This is a genomic window from Aeromonas sp. sif2433 (assembly GCF_019218705.1).
In the GTDB taxonomy this organism is placed as follows: Bacteria; Pseudomonadota; Gammaproteobacteria; order Enterobacterales; family Aeromonadaceae; genus Aeromonas; species Aeromonas encheleia.
In genome coordinates, this window is sequence record NZ_JAHUXD010000011.1 from 93,296 (window position 1) to 110,073 (window position 16,778).

Consider the following 16,778-nt stretch of genomic DNA (forward strand, 5'->3'; position numbering starts at 1 on the left):
ACTCGCAGGGCCCCTTCCTTTTCAACGGCGTTTAATTGCCTTGCAGGGCTGCGAGGCCGTGGGTATAAAGGATCCCTTACTTTTTTAACCTCCTTGTTCCCATGGAAAACAGAACCATAGTCGTCAAACTGGGCACCAGCGTGCTCACCGGGGGATCTGCCCGGCTCAACCGTGCCCATATGGTGGAGCTGGTCAGACAGTGTGCGGCGCTGCACCGTCACGGCCATCGCGTCGTGGTAGTCACCTCGGGGGCCATCGCCGCCGGGCGTGAGCATCTGGGCCACCCCCCGCTGGCGCCGACCCTGCCCAACAAGCAGATGCTGGCGGCGGTCGGTCAGACCCAGCTCATCCGGGTGTGGCAGGACCTGTTCAACCTCTACGGGCTGCACATCGGCCAGATGCTGCTGACCCGCGCCGATCTGGAGGACAGGGAGCGCTACCTCAATGCCCGCGATACCCTGCGTACCCTGCTGGATCATCACATCATCCCTGTCATCAACGAGAACGATGCGGTGGCGACCGCCGAGATCAAGGTGGGGGATAACGACAACCTCTCCGCCCGCGCCGCCATCCTGGCGGATGCCGACCTGCTGATCCTGCTGACTGATCAGAAGGGGCTCTTCACCGCCGATCCGCGTACCAACCCCGATGCCCAGCTCATCGAAGAGGTGCAGACCATAGACGACACCCTGCGCAAGCTGGCGGGTGACAGCGTCAGCGGGCTCGGCACCGGCGGCATGGCGACCAAGCTGCAGGCGGCCGACGTGGCGCGCCGGGCCGGCGTCAAGGTGGTGATCGCCACCGGCCAGATCCCCGAGGTGATAGGTCGCCTCGCCAAGGGCGAGCGGGTCGGCACCCTGTTCCCGGCGCTGGCCTCGCCGCTGGAAGGGCGCAAGAGCTGGATCCTGGCAGGCCCTCCCCCTCACGGCGAGGTCCAGGTGGATCAGGGCGCCGTCGCTGCCATGCAGGACAAGGGCTCCAGCCTGCTGCCCAAGGGCATCATAGCGGTGAGGGGCGACTTCGTGCGGGGCGATGTGGTGCGCATCCTGGATCCGAAGGGGCGCGAGCTGGCGCGCGGCATCTGCCGCTACGATCACCTGGAGCTGGACAAGTTGCGCGGCGTGCACTCGGATCAGATAGAGCAGGTACTGGGCTACGGCTATGGCGCCGTGGCCATCCACAGAGACGACATGGTGCTGCTGTAAGGCGGCCGGATCAGATAAACCTGCAGCATTGGGCTACGGCCATGTCGCCGTGGCCATTCACAGAGACGACATGGTGCTGCTGCAAGGCTGCACCCAGATAGGGACCAAATCATGAGTCTGGAGAAAATGGGGCAGGCGGCGCGCGAAGCCGCCTATCAACTTGCCACCATCAGCACGGCGCAGAAGAACCGGGCGCTGGCCGCCATCGCCGATGAACTGGAGGCGCGTAGCGAGCAGATCCTGGCCGCCAACGCCAAGGACATAGCGGCGGGCCGCGAGGCCGGCCTGGCTGAGGCCATGCTGGATCGGCTGCTGCTCAACCCCGAGCGGCTGGCCGGGATAGTGGCGGATGTGCGCAAAGTGATAGTGCTCGACGATCCGGTCGGCGCCGAGATCGACAGCCGGGTGCTGGAGAACGGCCTGCGCCTCTCCCGCCGTCGGGTGCCCATCGGTGTCATCGGTGTCATCTACGAGGCGCGTCCCAACGTCACCATCGACATCGCCAGCCTCTGCCTCAAGACCGGCAACGCCAGCATACTGCGCGGCGGTCGTGAGACCTTCCACTCCAACCTGGAGCTGGTGCGGGTGATCCAGCACGCACTGGCGGCTTCCGGCCTGCCGACCGGGGCCGTGCAATACATCGACAACCCGGATCGGGCGCTGGTGGGGGAGTTGCTGCGCCTCGACCGTTATGTGGACATGATCATCCCCCGTGGTGGCGCCGGCCTGCACAAGATGTGCAAGGAGAACAGCTCCATCCCCGTCATCATCGGTGGCTTCGGCATCAGCCACATCTTCGTGGACGAGAGCGCCGATCTGCTGCGCTCCCTCGCCGTAATCGACAACGCCAAGGTGCAGCGCCCCTCCGCCTGCAACTCCCTCGATAGCCTGCTGGTGCACGAGCGGGTTGCCGCCCGATTGCTGCCGCAACTGGTCAAGTTAATGAACGAGCGCAAGGTGACCCTGGTCGCCAGCCCCGAGGCCATGCCGCTGCTGGCGGGGGCTGACAACGTGCGCGCCGCCGGCCCGGAAGACTTCGATACCGAGTGGCTGGGGCTGACTCTGGGGGTCAAGCTGGTGGCCGATGTGAACGAGGCGCTGGCGCACATGCGCGAGCACAATGCCGGTCACTCCGACGCCATCCTGACCAACGATCTGGCCAATGCCGAGCGCTTCGTCAACGGTGCCGGCTCGGCAGCTGTCTATGTCAACGCCTCCACCCGCTTCACCGACGGTGGCCAGTTTGGCCTCGGCGCCGAGGTGGCGGTGTCGACCCAGATGCTGCACGCCCGTGGCCCCATGGGGCTGACCGAGCTCACCAGCTACAAATGGGTGGGACTGGCGGACTACCTGAGTCGTGCCTGAGTGCGCCCCCTGACCCCGTGTGAAGATGCCGACCCATGTCGGCATTTTTATGCTTTTTTATTGCGCCCTATCAGGGGCTTGCATATAACTATCCTGCGAGGTGTGGCGCTATTTTGCCCCCTGGGCTACCAGCAAGAACGGGAGCGACTTCAAGGATGAAGCGAACAAATTGGATGACGCGGCTAGGCGCGCTCTGGCTGAGCCTGCCGCTGCTGCTGGGGGCGCTCTGTTTCAGCGGCGCCGGCCATGCCAGTTGGGATCAGGATCTCTATCGTCAGCTGGGTCTGGCGGGCAAGCTCGACAAGCAGGTGTTTCGCAAGGCCCTGCTGGGCTATCAAGATGTGCGTCACAAGCGCAAGGCCATTCTCACCATCATCGACTACAGCAAACCCTCGACCCAGCGCCGGCTGTTTGTGATCGATGTGAAACGCCACAAGCTGCTCTACCACACCTGGGTCAGCCACGGTCGCAATTCGGGGGAGCTGGCCGCGCGCCAGTTCTCCAATCAGCTCAATTCCCGGCAGAGTTCCCTCGGGGTCTATCGCACCGCCGAGACCTATCAGGGCAAGCACGGTTACTCGCTGCGCCTCGATGGGCTGAGCCCCGGTCAGAACAGCAACGCCCGCAAGCGCGCCATCGTCGTGCACGGGGCTGACTATGCCAGCCCACGCCATCTGCTCAAGTTCGACAAGCTGGGCCGCAGCTGGGGTTGTCCCGCGCTGCCGAGGGAGCAGTCGCGGGCCATCATCAACATCATCAAGGAGGGAAGCGTCATCTACGCCCATGGCTGAGTTGGCCCCATAGCAAGAAGGCCAGCGAGCGCCGGCCTTCGGATGTCGGTTGGCGGCAGTGTTATTTACGCACCACCAGCACCGGGCAGGGGGCGTGACGCACCACGGACTCGGCGACGCTGCCCACCAGCAGGTGGCTGATGCCGGAGCGGCCGTGGCTGCCCATGACCACCAGGTCAACCTTGTCCTCTTTCGCCTGGATGACGATCTCATCGGCGGCACGGCCGAAGCGGACCTCGAAGGTGGCGGGCACGGCCAGATCGGCGACCAGCTCCTTGAGCTGGGTCTTGGCCTGACGCTCCATCTCGTGGGTGATCTCGATGGCCGTCATGTGCAGTATCTTGTAGCTGTCGAAACCGTGCAGCTGATCCACCACATGGACCAGCCTGAGCTCGGCCTGATGGCTCTGGGCCATGAAGACCGCGTAGTCGAGCACGGCCTTGGACATCTCGGAGAAATCGACGGGGCAGAGCAAGGATTTGATGGTAGGCATAAGAAGGCTCTCCTCTGATTGGGTTGCTAATGAATCTTATTGTTCATGATACCCATCAAGGAGGTAATTACCCTCGACCCGCTCGCAAAATCAGGAAAAAGAGGTGATCCGCCAGGATCACTTCCTATGATGTGATAAGGCTTGAACATGCCCTTTGTCTGTGGGCCCCGCTGACAGACCCGCCACCGAGGAAATACAGGTACATGGTTCGTCCGCTGCTGCTTTTGTTGTGCTGCCTGCTGCTCCCCTGGTCCGCCCGGGCCGATGTCATTCATGTCTATTGCGACGACTGGCCCGGCTTCTGCCAGAACGATGGCCGTGGTGTCTATCTGGACATAGTGCGTGCCATCTATGAGCCGGAAGGCTATCGCATCCATCCCCACATAGTGCCCTACAAGCGGGCGCTGGCGGTGGTCGCGCAGAAGGGGGGCGACATGGCGATGGGGGTCTATCTGGGGGAGGTGCAGGGGGTACACCAGCCGAGTTATCCGGCCTCGGCCGATGATGTGACTGTGCTGATGCTGAAGAAGTGGCTGCCGCTCTGGGCCGGCGAGGTGAGCCTGCAGGGTCAGGATGTGCTGTGGCTGCGGGGCTGGGCCTTTGACAAGTTTATTCCCGTGCCCATGCGCTGGCACGAGATCGACGATCACGCCCTGGCCATGCAGCTCCTGGCGAAGGAGCGTTACCGCTACTATCTGACCGCCGGCGTGCTCTATCCGAAGGGGGAGCTCCCGTCCGACATGAGCAGGATCTTCCTGCGCTGGGTGCCCACCTATCCCATCTTCGCCGACACCGAGCGTGGGCAGCAGCTGCGCCAGCACTGGGATCCCGGCATGAGGCGGCTGCTTGGCGGCGGCACCCTGGCCGAGATCTATCGCAACAACCAGCTCTATGACTACTACCACGCCTTTATCAAGGAGCAGGAGGCGAGGGTAGCCAAGTAGGCAGCAAGGCCAGGCCCATGCATCCCAGCTTGCGTGGTGATATTGACCGCCGGCTTACTCCCCCAGTCCCGCCCGCAGGCGCTTGGCCAGCCGATCGTAGAGGATCTCGTTGACCGAGGCGGCCAGGTTTATGCAGCCTTTATGTGTGGTCGCATAGATCGCAGCTTTACTCTGTCAGCCCGGCCCGCAGGCGCTTAGCCAGTCGATCGTAGAGGATCACGTTGACCGAGGCGGCCAGGTTCATGCAGCCTCTTGTCGGCACATAGATCACCTCCTTCACCGCCTCGTAGCGGGCGGGATCCAGGGTGCCGTCCTCCGGGCCGAAGATGTAGAATGCGCGCTCCGGGTGCACATAGTCCGGCAGCGAGGTGGCCCCCTCGATCAGATCCACCAGCACAGGGGTGCAGCCTTCGGGTACGAACGCCAGCAGCTCCTCGACCCCGAGCAGCGGGATCTTCTCCACCATCTGCTTGGTGTCGGTGGCGAAGCGGCGCGCCAGCTCGAAGCGGCTGCCGGTGTAGTAGACCTCGTCCGCCCCGTAGCAGCCGGCGGCCCGCATCACGGCCCCTACGTTCTCCGGCGACTTGGGATTGACCAGCCCGATGCAGCAATAAGCGGGCGCGGCATGCTCCGCTGAGGCTGTATCGACCCGTTTAGCGCCCTCGTAATCCGACTCTTTCATCTCTCTCTCCTCTGTGGCGGCCGCATTATACCCCCGGCTCGCACTTTGCCCATGAGTGTCGTCGGGCGGGAGCCTGTTTTTGCCTGGCGGGGCCCAACAAGAGGGCAGCTGCACCGTCCCGGCGCAACCCGGCGGCGGTGGCCGCACTGGCGGGGCGCCTCGCATCTTGGCGCAGGCTTTGCAGTCATCCGTCATGACAAGATGATCGAGGCTCAGCCGGACAAAGGCGTCCGTCCCCATTGGGGGGCGGACGCCTTTTTCATGGGCCAGGGCAAGGAAGGCAACCCGCGAGGCTGCCGGGCGACAAGGAGCGAGGGAATGAAGACCACCTGTGCCTATTGTGGAGTGGGCTGCGGCATCCGGCTGAGCCGGGAGGGCGATGAGTGGCAACTGCAGGGGGATGAACGGCATCCGGCCAACGCTGGCGCCCTCTGCGTCAAGGGGGCCAGCCTGCTGGAGAGTCTGGACTTCCCCGACCGCCTGCTCTATCCGCGCTGGCAGGGACAGCGCATCGGCTGGGACCAGGCGCTCGATACCCTGGCCGACCGTTTCGCCACCATATTGGCCGAATCCGGGCCAGCGGCCATCGGCATCTATCTGTCGGGTCAGCTCACCACAGAGGATTACTACGTCGCCAACAAGCTGATGAAGGGCTATCTCGGCAGCGCCAACGTGGATACCAACTCCCGGCTCTGCATGTCGTCGGCGGTGGCGGCCCATCAGCGCGCCTTCGGCGAGGATCTGGTGCCTGCCTGCTATGAGGATCTCGAGCTGGCGGATCTGGTGGTGCTCACCGGCGCCAACACCGCCTGGACCCATCCCGTGCTGTTTCGCCGCCTGCAACAGGCGCGGGCGCGGCGGCCCGAGCTCAAGCTGGTGGTGCTGGATCCCCGTCGCACCATGACGGCGGAGCAGGGGGATCTGCACTTGGCGCTCAGGCCCGGCAGCGACGTGGCGCTGTGGAACGGGCTCTGCCGCTATCTGCTCGATCACGATGGCTGGGACAAGGATTACGTGGCGCGCCATGTGAGCGGCTTTGGCGAGCTGGCGGCGGCGCTGGACGATCCGGCCTGGCAGCTGGAGGCGGTGGCCCAGAGCTGCGACCTGGCGCCGGGGGATCTGCTCGGCTTCTATCGGCTGTTTGCCCGCACCCCCCGCACCGTCACCCTGTTCTGCCAGGGGATCAACCAGTCCAACCAGGGGGTGGACAAGGCCAACGCCATCATCAACGCCCACCTGCTGTGCGGGCGCATCGGCAAGCCGGGGGCGGCCCCCTTCTCCATGACCGGGCAGCCGAATGCCATGGGCGGGCGCGAGGTGGGCGGGCTGGCGACCCAGTTGGCGGCCCACATGGGCTTTGGCGAGGCCGAGTGCGACCGGGTGCAGCGCTTCTGGCAGAGCCCGACCATGGTGCGCGGCCCGGGCCACAAGGCGGTGGCGCTGTTCGAGGCGGTGGCGCGGGGGGAGATACGCGCGCTCTGGGTGCTCGGCACCAACCCGGCGGTCTCCCTGCCCGATGGCAACCGGGTGCGCGAGGCGCTGGCCCGCTGCGAGCTGCTGGTGGTCTCCGAGGTGACCGCCGACACCGACACGGCGCGGCTGGCCCATTTGTTGCTGCCCGCCGCCGCCTGGGGCGAGAAGGGGGGCACGGTTACCAACTCGGAGCGCACCATCAGCCGCCAGCGCGCCTTCCTGCCCCTGCCGGGAGAGGCCAGGCCCGACTGGTGGGCGCTGACCCAGCTGGCCCGCCGGCTCGGCTTTGGCGAGGGCTTCGCCTATGAGCATGAGCACGAGATCTTCGGCGAGCACGCCGCCCTGTCCGGCTTCGAGAACGAAGGGGCCCGCCAGTTCGACATCTCGGGGCTGGCCCGCCTCAGCCGCGCCGAGTTCGAGGCGCTGGAGCCCCTGAGCTGGCCGGTCAACGCCGCCTGGCCCAAGGGCCGTGCCCGTCTGTTCGAGGATGGGCGCTTCCCCACCCCGGATGGACGGGCCCGTCTGTTGCCCCTGGCCCAGCACTTTCCCCCCGAACCTGTCGCCGTTGCCGAGCCAAAAGCGGTGCTGCAGCCGGCGGGCCTCTCCTTGTTGCTCAACTCGGGCCGGCTGCGGGATCAGTGGCACACCATGACCCGCACCGGCCATGTACTCCGCCTGCAGGAGGCGGAGCCCTGGCCCAAGCTGCGGGTGGGGGCCGCCAGCTTGCTGGCGCTCGGACTGGCCGAGGGGGAGCTGGTGCGCCTCTACAACGGGCTGGGCGAGGCGCGGCTGCTGATCGGGGTGGATGAGGGGTTGCGGGAGGGGGAGGCCTTCCTGCCCATGCACTGGACCGACAGCCAGTGCAGCCAGGGGGCGGTCAATCGCCTCATCGCCGCCGTGGTGGATCCCCTCTCGGGCCAGCCCATGTTCAAGCAGGGACGGGTGATGGCCGAGCCGCAGCAAACCCGCTGGCAGGGGCTCTGGCTGGGCCAGCAGCCCTGGGGAGAGGCGGTGGACTGGTGGGCCAAACGCCCCCTGCCCGAGGGCAACTGCACCCTGCTGGCCTCCTGGTCAGAGAGTCCGGCGGCGCTGTGGCAGCGGCTGGGGGCGACGGGGCGCTGGCTGCGGCTGCCACTCGCACAGGGTTGGCTCGCGGTGGCGCTGGTGCAGGATCGCATCGACGGCATCCTGCTGGTGGGCGAGCGATGGCCGGATCTCAAGGTCTCCCTGCTGGCGAGCCTGCTCGGCACGCCCTTGCAGGCGGGGGCCCTGAGCCAGACCCTGAGCGCTGCCCTGGCCGGGGAGAGCCGGCTGGTCTGCTCCTGCCTGCGGGTGTCGGAGGGACGCATCGTCGACGCCATCACCCGGCAGGGGGTGAGCGAGCTGGCGGGGCTGCAGGCCTTGCTCGGCTGTGGCAGCAACTGCGGCACCTGTCTGCCCGAGATCGACAAACTGTTGATTAAACATGTTTTTATCGCCTCCGCTTAAGACGGGGCACAAGGAGTGTGAGATGAGCCATGTCAGTCTGGTAGGGGCCGGTCCAGGCCCGCTCGAATTGTTGACCCTGCGCGCCCTGCAACGGCTGGAGGCGGCGGAGGTGGTGATCTATGACCGGCTGGTGGGGAGCGAGATCCTGGCCCGCATTCCCCAGGGCGCGGCCCGTTTCGACGTGGGCAAGCGCTGCGGCGAGCCTAGCCCGAGCCAGGCGCAGATCAACGCCCTGTTGCTGGCGCTGGCCCGCACCGGCAAGCGGGTGGTGCGGCTCAAAGGGGGTGATCCCCTGGTGTTCGGCCGCGGCGGGGAGGAGGCGCTGCACCTGGCCCGCCACGGCATCGAAGCCGAGCTGGTGCCCGGCATCACGGCGGCGCTGGGTTGCGCCGCCAGCAGCCTGATCCCCCTGACCCACCGGGGATTGGCGCGCTCCCTGACCCTGGTGACGGGTCATCTGATGGACGAGCGCGACTACCAGGGCTGGCAGGGGCTGACCCGGGCCGGCCACACCCTGGTGTTCTACATGGGGCTGGAGCGGGCGGCCCGGATCCGGCAGGGACTGCTGGCGGCCGGCGCCTCGCCGGATCTGCCGGTGGCGCTGGTGGTGGCCGGTTGCAGCCCGCAACAGCGGGTGCATGAGACCCGGCTGGCTGCACTGGGGGAGGCGGCGCTGGCGCTGCTCGGCCAGAGTCCCGTGCTGATGATCATGGGGGAGGTGGTGAGTCTGCGCTCCGAGCTGAACGCCCTGCTGACCCAGGCGCTGGATCGGGTGGCCTGAGCCGCCGTCTCGGCCCCTACCCCCACTACCTCCAGATGGATAAAAAGGGGGTATATTCAAATAGTTGGCCTTCATGTTGCGTCATCTGCGGTGAACAAGCAGCGACAGACAAGCTGCGCTAGCCGTTGGCAAGGAGCGCCATGACCACTCTTCCCCCCGGGGGCCGTGCCGGCCCCCCTTCCCGCCTGCTGATCCACGCCGACGAGCCGGGTCAGGCCAACCGCCTGGCCCTGCTGGTCAGCCACTACGGCCATCAGCCGCAGATCCTGGACAGCCGCCAGCTGTTGACCCCGGACGGGCAGGGGGATGCCCTGCTCATCAGCAGTCGCCAGTTCGGTGCCGAGGTGCGGCTCGGCCTCTCTCTCTGGCCCGGGGTGCCGCGCCTGCTGTTTTGCGAGCGACTCGGCGCCGAGCCCCAGATCGCCCTGTTGCAGCAGGGGGTGCTGCTGGTGCCGCATCCGTGTGGCGAGCGGGAGCCGGTCGAGCAGTGGCTGCGGCTGGCCCGCAGTCAGCTGGCCATGGTGCAGGCGCTGGCGCAAACCGAAGCCGAGCTGCGCCAGAAGCTGGAGGAGAGGCGGCTGGTCGAGCAGGCCAAGGGGCGGCTGATGCGCCATCAGGGGCTGGACGAGGAGCAGGCCTACCGGCTGATGCGCAGCACCGCCATGAGCCGCCACCTGAGCCTGGGGGAGCTGGCGCGGCAGTTGTTGCTGGCCCTGCCCGTTTGATGCCCTCGCGGAGCAACCGTTTTGGTGCAGTTGCGCCTTATTGAGGCAAATGAGGAGGCAAAGCAGGAAGAAAGGGACGGGACAGGCCCGTTTTCAGTGGCCTGGCCAAGCTGGCATGGAAAGTGAATTACCCAGCAGACAAGGAGTGACGGCGCCCACGGGCCCGTCACTCGCAACAGGGCAAAGAGGCCTCACCGATCCCGGATCGGTGAGGCTTTTTTTTGGTCGCGACCCTGCAACGGCGCAGAGGGATGACCGCCCATGACTGGATCTGAGCGAGGAAGGCGAATGAACAAGAGACAAGGATGTGCGGCCCTGCTGCTGGCGATGTTGTCGCTGCCGGCGCTGGCGGTGGGGGCTCCCGAGCAGGAGGAGCTCAAGCTCGGCTTCATCAAGCTGACCGACATGGCGCCGCTGGCGGTGGCCTATGAGCGCGGCTACTTCGAGGACGAGGGGCTCTACGTCACCCTGGAGGCGCAGGCGAACTGGAAGGTGCTGCTGGATCGGGTGATCGACGGCGAGCTGGACGGCGCCCAGATGCTGGCGGGTCAGCCGCTGGCCGCCCACATCGGCATCGGCACTCAGGCCGAGCTGGTGACGGCCTTCGCCATGGATCTCAACGGCAACGGCATCACTGTCGCCAACCCGGTGTGGGCCGCCATGCAGCCCCATCTGCCCAAGCCGGTGACGGGTCAGGTGCCGGCGCCGGTGAGTGCGGCGGCGCTCAAACCCGTGGTGGCCCAATACCGGCAGGCGGGCAAGCCGTTCAACATGGGGATGGTGTTCCCCGTCTCCCCCCACAACTACGAACTCAGATACTGGCTGGCGGCCGGCGGGCTCCACCCCGGCTTCTATGCCCCCGATCAGGGTGACAGCTCGGGCCAGCTCCAGGCGGAGGTGCTGCTGTCGGTCACGCCGCCGCCGCAGATGCCCGCCACCCTGGAGGCGGGCACCATAGCCGGCTACAGCGTGGGGGAGCCCTGGAACCAGCAGGCGGTCGCCAGGGGGATAGGGGTGCCCGTCATCACCGATTACGAGATCTGGCGCAACAACCCGGAGAAGGTATTCGGCGTCACCCGTAGCTGGGCCGAGCGCCATCCCAACACCCACATCCGGCTGGTGAAGGCACTGCTGCGGGCGGCCTGGTGGCTGGATGCCGAGCAGAACGGCAACAGGCGCGAGGCGGCAAAATTGCTGGCGAGGCCGGAATACGTGGGGGCCGACGAGGCGGTGATCGCCGGCTCCATGGTGGGCACCTTCGAGTACGCCAAGGGGGACGTGCGCCAGCTGCCGGACTTCAACGTCTTCTTCCGCCATCAGGCAACTTACCCCTTCTACTCCGATGCCATCTGGTACCTGACCCAGATGCGGCGCTGGGGCCAGATCCCGCAGGGGAAACCGGATGCCTGGTTCGAGCAGGTCGCCAGGGCCGTCTATCGACCCGAGGTCTACCACCAGGCGGCCGAGGCGCTCATCGCCGAGGGCAAGTTAAAGGCGAGTGACTTCCCCGATTTTGCCAGCGAGCAGGGTTATCGCGGTCCCCAGGATGGCTTCATCGACGGCTTGATCTACGACGGGCGTCATCCCAACGCCTACCTGCAACAGTTTGCCATCGGCCTCAAGGGCGATGAGCGGGTGCAATGAGCAAGGAGATTCCGATGAAACGACACAAGTGGCAACTCATCAATTGGAAAGCCATTGATTGGAAACCCCTGGTGCAGCCCCTGCTCGGCGTGCTGCTGTTCCTCGGCCTCTGGCAGTGGGGGGCGAGCCAGGTGCAGACCAGCCTGGGCACCCTGCCCGGGCCGGTGGCGACCCTGACCCAGCTCTGGTCCCTGGGGCAGGAGCATCTGGCACAGCGGGAGAAGGCGGCCGCCTTCCTCGAGCGCCAGCAGCTGCGCAACGCCGAGCGGCTGGCGCAGGATCCGGCGGCCGAGGTGAAGCTGCGCCCCTATACCGGGCGCCCCACCTTCTTCGATCAGATCGCCACCAGCCTGCTCACAGTGCTGTGCGGCTTCGGGCTGGCCAGCCTGATCGCCATCCCGTGCGGCCTGCTGCTCGGCATGAACCAGGGGCTCTATCGTGCCGCCAACCCGGTGATCCAGCTGCTCAAGCCGGTGTCGCCGCTGGCCTGGCTGCCCCTCATCACCCTGGTGGTGAGCGCGCTCTACGCCAGCCCAGCGCCCTGGCTCGCCAAGTCCTTCGTCACCTCTGCGCTGACGGTGACCCTCTGCTCCCTCTGGCCGACCCTGATCAACACCGCGGTCGGGGTGGCGGGGCTGGACAGCGACCTGCACAACGTCAGCCGGGTGTTGCGGCTCTCCTTCTGGACCCACGTGCGCCGCATCGTGTTGCCCGGCGCCCTGCCCATGATCTTCACCGGGCTGCGGCTCTCCCTCGGGGTGGCCTGGATGGTGCTGATCGCGGCCGAGATGCTGGCCCAGAACCCGGGGCTCGGCAAGTTCGTGTGGGACGAGTTCCAGAGCGGCGGCTCGGCCTCCCTGGCCCGCATCATGGTGGCCGTGGTCACCATAGGCCTCATCGGCTGCGGTCTGGACAGGGGCATGCTGGCCCTGCAGCAGTGGCTCTCCTGGGATAAACGCCAGGCATTGCGTTAGGAACTTGTGCAGCAGTGGCCCCGCTGCAGGATAAGCGGCAGGCATTGCGTTAGGGCCGTGTCGGCAACAGAGGGAGAGCCGGGCCTGGCGGCAGTGGTTCTGCTTCAGGGCAAGCGGCAGGTGTTGCGTTAGGGACTTGTGCAGCAGTGGTCCCGCTTCAGGACAAGCGTCAAGGGTTGCACTAGAGACGAATCACATATTCAGGCAGGAGAACCGCCAATGAAAAGTTATCTGCAGATCAGCGATGTCGGCGTTTCGTTCGAGACTGAGCGGGGCCGCTTCGAGGCCCTCAGCCGGGTCAACCTGCGCATCGAGCAGGGGGAGTTCGTCTCCCTCATCGGTCACTCCGGCTGTGGCAAGAGTACAGTGCTCAACCTGGTGGCCGGGCTGCTGGATCCCACCACCGGGGGCATCATCCTGGACGGGCGCGAGGTGGTGGGGCCCGGGCCGGAGCGGGCCATGGTGTTCCAGAACCATGCGCTGCTGCCCTGGCTCAGCGTCCAGCAGAACGTGGCGCTGGCCGCCCGGCAGGTGGAGCCGGATCGGCGGGCGGTGGCGGAGCGGGTCGATTACTACCTGTCGCTGGTGCAGATGGATCACGCCAGCCAGAAGATGCCCCACGAGCTGTCGGGGGGCATGAAGCAGCGGGTCGGCATCGCCCGCGCGTTGTCGCTCTCCCCCAAGGTGCTGCTGATGGACGAGCCGTTCGGTGCCCTCGACGCCCTGACCCGGGCCCATCTGCAGGATGCGCTGATGGCCATCCAGGCCGAGCTCGGCAACACCGTCATCATGATCACCCACGACGTGGACGAGGCGGTGCTGCTCTCCGATCGCATCTGCATGATGACCAATGGCCCCAGTGCCACCGTCGGGGAGATCCTGACCGTGGACCTGCCAAGGCCCAGAGACAGGGTTGCCCTGGCGGACGACCCCCAGTATCACAGGCTGCGCCAGCAGGTGCTGCGCTTCCTCTACGAGAAGCAGCGCAAGGTGACCCCGCTCAAGGCGGCCGAGCTGGTGCGCAGCAAGCTGCGGGCCTGAACTCCCAGAATTCAAGGAAGAGACACATGGATCACAAACAAAGATTGCTGGTGGGCAAGGGCATGGATTTGATCGATCACCAGGTCGTCGAATCCCCCGGCAGGGTTGAGAAGCAACGTCTGCTGGTCATCGGCAACGGCATGGATGATGAGATGGACCACCACTTCGTCGAATCGCCCGAGAGGGGCGAGAAACAACGTCTGCTGGTGATCGGCAACGGCATGGTGGGCCACCACTTCGTCGAGCAGCTGGCGGCGGCTGGCGGCCTGGCGCGCTTCGAGGTGACCGTATTCGGGGCCGAGCCGGACTCCGCCTATGACAGGGTGCACCTGTCGGAGGTGTTTGGCGGCAAGGCGCCACAGGCGCTGCAGCTGGCGGATCCCGCCTGGTATGAGGCGCAGGGCATAGCGCTGCGGCTGGGAGCCGAGGTGGAGGCGCTGGACCGGGAGACCCGCACCCTGACCCTGGCCGATGGCGAGCGCTTCCCCTACGACCGGCTGGTGCTGGCGACCGGCTCGGTGCCCTTCGTGCCGCCCATCCCCGGCCATCGGCGTGAGGGCTGCTTCGTCTACCGCACCCTGGGGGATCTCGCCGCCATCCGCGATGCCTGCGCCCAGGCGCGCAGCGGCGTGGTGATCGGCGGCGGCCTGCTCGGGCTGGAGGCCGCCAATGCGCTGCGTCTGCTCGGCCTCAAGACCCAGGTAGTGGAGTTCGCCCCGCGGCTGATGCCGGTACAGCTCGACGAGAGCGGCGGCGCCGTGCTGCGGGACAAGATCCGGGCGCTCGGGGTCGAGGTGCTGGTGGAGCGGGCCACCGAGTGCATCGAGGACGGGGAGCAGGCCCGCCACCGGCTGGTATTCAAGGATGGCAGTCACCTGGAGACGGACGTGATCCTGTTCTCGGCGGGGATCCGCCCCGCCGACGGGCTGGCGCGCCAGGCCGGGCTGACCCTGGGCGAGCGTGGCGGCATCTGCATCGACGACGGCTGCCATAGCTCGGATCCCGCCGTGCTGGCCATCGGCGAGTGTGCGCTCTGGCAGGGCCGGATCTTCGGGCTGGTGGCCCCCGGCTACCAGATGGCCCGCGCCGCCGTGGCCAGCCTGTGCGGCGGCGATGCCCGCTTCGCCGGGGCGGACATGTCCACCAAGCTCAAGCTGATGGGGGTGGATGTGGGCTCCATCGGCGATGCCCACGCCAGCACCGCCGGGGCCCAGGAGCTGTTGCTGCTGGACAGGGTCAACGGGGTCTACAAGAAGCTGGTGACCGACGGCGAGGGGGGCCGCCTGCTCGGCGCCATTCTGGTGGGGGACGGGGCCGACTACGAGCGGCTGTTGCAGTACTACCAGAACGGCATGGCGCTGCCCCAGCCGCCGCTCTCCCTGCTGGTGGGGGAAGCGGGCGGCGCCCCCGCGCCTCTGGTGCTGCCGGACAGCGCCATCCTCTGCTCCTGCCATAACGTCAGCAAGGGGGCCGTGGTGGCGGCGGTCAAGGCGGGCAATCACGAGCTGGCGGCGATCAAGAGTTGCACCAAGGCGGGTACCGGCTGCGGCGGCTGCAGCAACCTGCTCAAGCAGGTGGTGGAGCAGACCCTGAGCGAAATCGGGGTAGAGGCGGACAAGGGGCTGTGCGAGCACTTCGCCTACGGTCGCCAGGAGCTCTATCACCTGGCCAGGGTCGGCGAGCTGAAGAGCTTCGAGGCGCTGCGTGACAAGCACGGTCATGGCCTGGGTTGCGACATCTGCCGGCCGACGGTCGGTTCCATCCTGGCGTCCCTGTGGAACGAGCACGTGCTGGAGAAACCGCTGCGTGGCCTGCAAGACAGCAACGATACCTTCCTCGCCAACCTGCAAAAGGACGGCACCTACTCGGTGGTGCCGCGCATCCCCGGGGGCGAGATCACCCCGCAGGGGCTCATCACCATAGGGGAGGTGGCGCGCAAGTACGGGCTCTACACCAAGATCACCGGCGGCCAGCGCATCGACCTGTTCGGTGCCCGGGTCGATCAGCTGCCCGCCATCTGGGGCGAGCTGGTGGCGGCGGGCTTCGAGACAGGCCAGGCCTATGGCAAGTCGGTGCGCACCGTGAAGTCCTGCGTCGGCTCGACCTGGTGTCGCTACGGGGTGCAGGACTCCATGAGCCTGACCCAGACCCTGGAAAACCGTTACAAGGGGCTGCGGGCGCCCCACAAGCTGAAGTTCGCGGTCTCCGGCTGCACCCGGGAGTGCGCCGAGGCCCAGAGCAAGGACATAGGCGTCATCGCCACCGAGCGCGGCTGGAACCTCTATGTGTGCGGCAACGGCGGCATGCGGCCGCGCCACGCCGATCTGTTCGCCATCGACCTCGATGAGCAGACCCTGATCCGCTACATAGACCGGCTGCTGATGTTCTACGTGCGCACCGGCGATCGGCTGCAGCGCACCTCGGTCTGGATGGAGGGCATGGAGGGGGGGCTCGACTACCTCAAGTCAGTCATCATAGACGACAGGCTCGGCATTGGGACCGAGCTGGAGGCCATGATGGGTGAGATCGTCGGCAGCTGGCAGTGCGAGTGGAAGAGCACGCTGGCGGATCCGGACAAGCTGAAGCTGTTCGAGGCCTTCGTCAACCAGCCGGAGGGGAGCACGCCTCCCCGCCGGGCGGAGCGGGGCCAGTGGGTGCCGGCAATCAGTATCAAGGAGCTGATATGAGCGAGGGGATGGAAGCCTTGTTAGATCCCGAACAGGGTGGGCAACTGCGAGGTGTGGCTATGAATGAGCTCGGGGAAGACAGGTTGCACAGTGAACATGGCCAGTGGCTGCGGGTGTGCGCGCTCTCGGCCTTGCCGGAGCAGGGGGGCCGCAGCGCCTGGCTGGAGGGGCGGGCGCTGGCGCTGTTTCGCCTCGGTGAGCGGGTCTATGCGCTGGATGACGTGGATCCGCGGGCCGGGGTGGCGGTGTTGGGGCGCGGCCTGGTGGGGGATTGCGGCGGCGAGCCCGTGGTGGCCTCGCCGCTCTACAAGCAGCGCTATGCCCTGGCCGATGGCCGCTGCCTCGACGATCCGGCGCTGCGGGTGGCCTGCTGGCCGGTGATGCAGAGTGAGGGGGCGGTCTGGGTGCTGCTGAGCTGATCGGTGCCGGATCCTGTCATGGAGGATCACCGGGCCAGGCCCGGTGATTTTTTGTGGCTGACCCGA

14 protein-coding genes are annotated in these 16,778 nt (G+C 66.6%); 12 read left to right on the top strand and 2 right to left on the bottom strand.

Annotated features, from left to right (window positions below; translation table 11 throughout):
- Positions 1 to 101: 101 nt before the first annotated feature.
- The 3 genes from proB to KW825_RS16690 all read left to right on the top strand — a co-directional run bounded on the left by proB (position 102) and on the right by KW825_RS16690 (position 3,361).
- Positions 102 to 1,205: a glutamate 5-kinase gene (gene proB, locus KW825_RS16680; protein WP_042651702.1), complete on the top strand. Its 1,104-nt coding sequence runs from the start codon at positions 102 to 104 to the stop codon at positions 1,203 to 1,205.
- Positions 1,206 to 1,316: 111 nt separating this feature from the next.
- Positions 1,317 to 2,570 carry a glutamate-5-semialdehyde dehydrogenase gene (locus KW825_RS16685; protein ID WP_218329838.1) on the top strand — a complete coding sequence of 418 codons (1,254 nt, stop codon included), beginning with the start codon at positions 1,317 to 1,319 and terminating at the stop codon, positions 2,568 to 2,570.
- A 155-nt stretch (positions 2,571 to 2,725) separates the two neighbouring features.
- A complete protein-coding gene (locus KW825_RS16690; protein ID WP_218329839.1) occupies positions 2,726 to 3,361 on the top strand; it encodes a murein L,D-transpeptidase catalytic domain family protein in 636 nt (211 codons plus the stop codon).
- A 61-nt stretch (positions 3,362 to 3,422) separates the two neighbouring features.
- Here KW825_RS16690 and KW825_RS16695 read toward each other — a convergent pair whose 3' ends face one another.
- A complete protein-coding gene (locus KW825_RS16695; RefSeq protein ID WP_218329840.1) occupies positions 3,423 to 3,854 on the bottom strand; it encodes a universal stress protein in 432 nt (143 codons plus the stop codon).
- Positions 3,855 to 4,057: 203 nt separating this feature from the next.
- Between KW825_RS16695 and KW825_RS16700 the strand changes: the two genes are divergently transcribed.
- Positions 4,058 to 4,798 carry a hypothetical protein gene (locus tag KW825_RS16700; protein WP_218290497.1) on the top strand — a complete coding sequence of 247 codons (741 nt, stop codon included), beginning with the start codon at positions 4,058 to 4,060 and terminating at the stop codon, positions 4,796 to 4,798.
- A 166-nt stretch (positions 4,799 to 4,964) separates the two neighbouring features.
- Here KW825_RS16700 and KW825_RS16705 read toward each other — a convergent pair whose 3' ends face one another.
- Positions 4,965 to 5,480: an RNA methyltransferase gene (locus tag KW825_RS16705; RefSeq protein ID WP_218329841.1), complete on the bottom strand. Its 516-nt coding sequence runs from the start codon at positions 5,478 to 5,480 to the stop codon at positions 4,965 to 4,967.
- Positions 5,481 to 5,798: 318 nt separating this feature from the next.
- On the opposite strand from KW825_RS16705, the gene KW825_RS16710 reads away from it, so the two are divergent.
- The 8 genes from KW825_RS16710 to nirD all read left to right on the top strand — a co-directional run bounded on the left by KW825_RS16710 (position 5,799) and on the right by nirD (position 16,712).
- Complete coding sequence (locus KW825_RS16710) at positions 5,799 to 8,441, top strand: molybdopterin-dependent oxidoreductase (protein ID WP_218329842.1); 2,643 nt, start codon at positions 5,799 to 5,801, stop codon at positions 8,439 to 8,441.
- A gap of 22 nt (positions 8,442 to 8,463) precedes the next feature.
- Positions 8,464 to 9,222 (top strand): uroporphyrinogen-III C-methyltransferase, encoded by a 759-nt coding sequence (gene cobA / locus KW825_RS16715; protein ID WP_218329843.1) that lies wholly within the window; start codon positions 8,464 to 8,466, stop codon positions 9,220 to 9,222.
- Positions 9,223 to 9,362: 140 nt separating this feature from the next.
- Positions 9,363 to 9,947: an ANTAR domain-containing response regulator gene (locus KW825_RS16720; protein WP_218329844.1), complete on the top strand. Its 585-nt coding sequence runs from the start codon at positions 9,363 to 9,365 to the stop codon at positions 9,945 to 9,947.
- A 288-nt stretch (positions 9,948 to 10,235) separates the two neighbouring features.
- On the top strand, positions 10,236 to 11,591 hold the full coding sequence (locus KW825_RS16725; protein ID WP_256353905.1) for a CmpA/NrtA family ABC transporter substrate-binding protein: 1,356 nt from the start codon (positions 10,236 to 10,238) through the stop codon (positions 11,589 to 11,591).
- A gap of 14 nt (positions 11,592 to 11,605) precedes the next feature.
- On the top strand, positions 11,606 to 12,565 hold the full coding sequence (locus tag KW825_RS16730; protein ID WP_218329845.1) for an ABC transporter permease: 960 nt from the start codon (positions 11,606 to 11,608) through the stop codon (positions 12,563 to 12,565).
- Between the two features lie 219 nt (positions 12,566 to 12,784).
- Entirely contained in the window at positions 12,785 to 13,606 is an 822-nt protein-coding gene (locus KW825_RS16735) for an ABC transporter ATP-binding protein (RefSeq protein WP_218329846.1), read from the top strand.
- A gap of 152 nt (positions 13,607 to 13,758) precedes the next feature.
- Entirely contained in the window at positions 13,759 to 16,293 is a 2,535-nt protein-coding gene (gene nirB, locus KW825_RS16740) for a nitrite reductase large subunit NirB (RefSeq protein ID WP_371315821.1), read from the top strand.
- A complete protein-coding gene (gene nirD / locus KW825_RS16745; RefSeq protein ID WP_242377288.1) occupies positions 16,290 to 16,712 on the top strand; it encodes a nitrite reductase small subunit NirD in 423 nt (140 codons plus the stop codon). The genes nirB and nirD overlap by 4 nt, the downstream gene beginning before the upstream one ends.
- Positions 16,713 to 16,778: the final 66 nt, after the last annotated feature.

Excerpts from the sequence above, each read along its gene's own strand:
- proB (WP_042651702.1), top strand. The coding sequence starts at position 102 with ATGGAAAACAGAACCATAGTCGTCAAACTGGGCACCAGCGTGCTCACC.
- KW825_RS16685 (WP_218329838.1), top strand. The coding sequence starts at position 1,317 with ATGAGTCTGGAGAAAATGGGGCAGGCGGCGCGCGAAGCCGCCTATCAA.
- KW825_RS16690 (WP_218329839.1), top strand. The coding sequence starts at position 2,726 with ATGAAGCGAACAAATTGGATGACGCGGCTAGGCGCGCTCTGGCTGAGC.
- KW825_RS16695 (WP_218329840.1), bottom strand. The coding sequence starts at position 3,854 with ATGCCTACCATCAAATCCTTGCTCTGCCCCGTCGATTTCTCCGAGATG.
- KW825_RS16700 (WP_218290497.1), top strand. The coding sequence starts at position 4,058 with ATGGTTCGTCCGCTGCTGCTTTTGTTGTGCTGCCTGCTGCTCCCCTGG.
- KW825_RS16705 (WP_218329841.1), bottom strand. The coding sequence starts at position 5,480 with ATGAAAGAGTCGGATTACGAGGGCGCTAAACGGGTCGATACAGCCTCA.
- KW825_RS16710 (WP_218329842.1), top strand. The coding sequence starts at position 5,799 with ATGAAGACCACCTGTGCCTATTGTGGAGTGGGCTGCGGCATCCGGCTG.
- cobA (WP_218329843.1), top strand. The coding sequence starts at position 8,464 with ATGAGCCATGTCAGTCTGGTAGGGGCCGGTCCAGGCCCGCTCGAATTG.
- KW825_RS16720 (WP_218329844.1), top strand. The coding sequence starts at position 9,363 with ATGACCACTCTTCCCCCCGGGGGCCGTGCCGGCCCCCCTTCCCGCCTG.
- KW825_RS16725 (WP_256353905.1), top strand. The coding sequence starts at position 10,236 with ATGAACAAGAGACAAGGATGTGCGGCCCTGCTGCTGGCGATGTTGTCG.
- KW825_RS16730 (WP_218329845.1), top strand. The coding sequence starts at position 11,606 with ATGAAACGACACAAGTGGCAACTCATCAATTGGAAAGCCATTGATTGG.
- KW825_RS16735 (WP_218329846.1), top strand. The coding sequence starts at position 12,785 with ATGAAAAGTTATCTGCAGATCAGCGATGTCGGCGTTTCGTTCGAGACT.
- nirB (WP_371315821.1), top strand. The coding sequence starts at position 13,759 with ATGGACCACCACTTCGTCGAATCGCCCGAGAGGGGCGAGAAACAACGT.
- nirD (WP_242377288.1), top strand. The coding sequence starts at position 16,290 with ATGAGCGAGGGGATGGAAGCCTTGTTAGATCCCGAACAGGGTGGGCAA.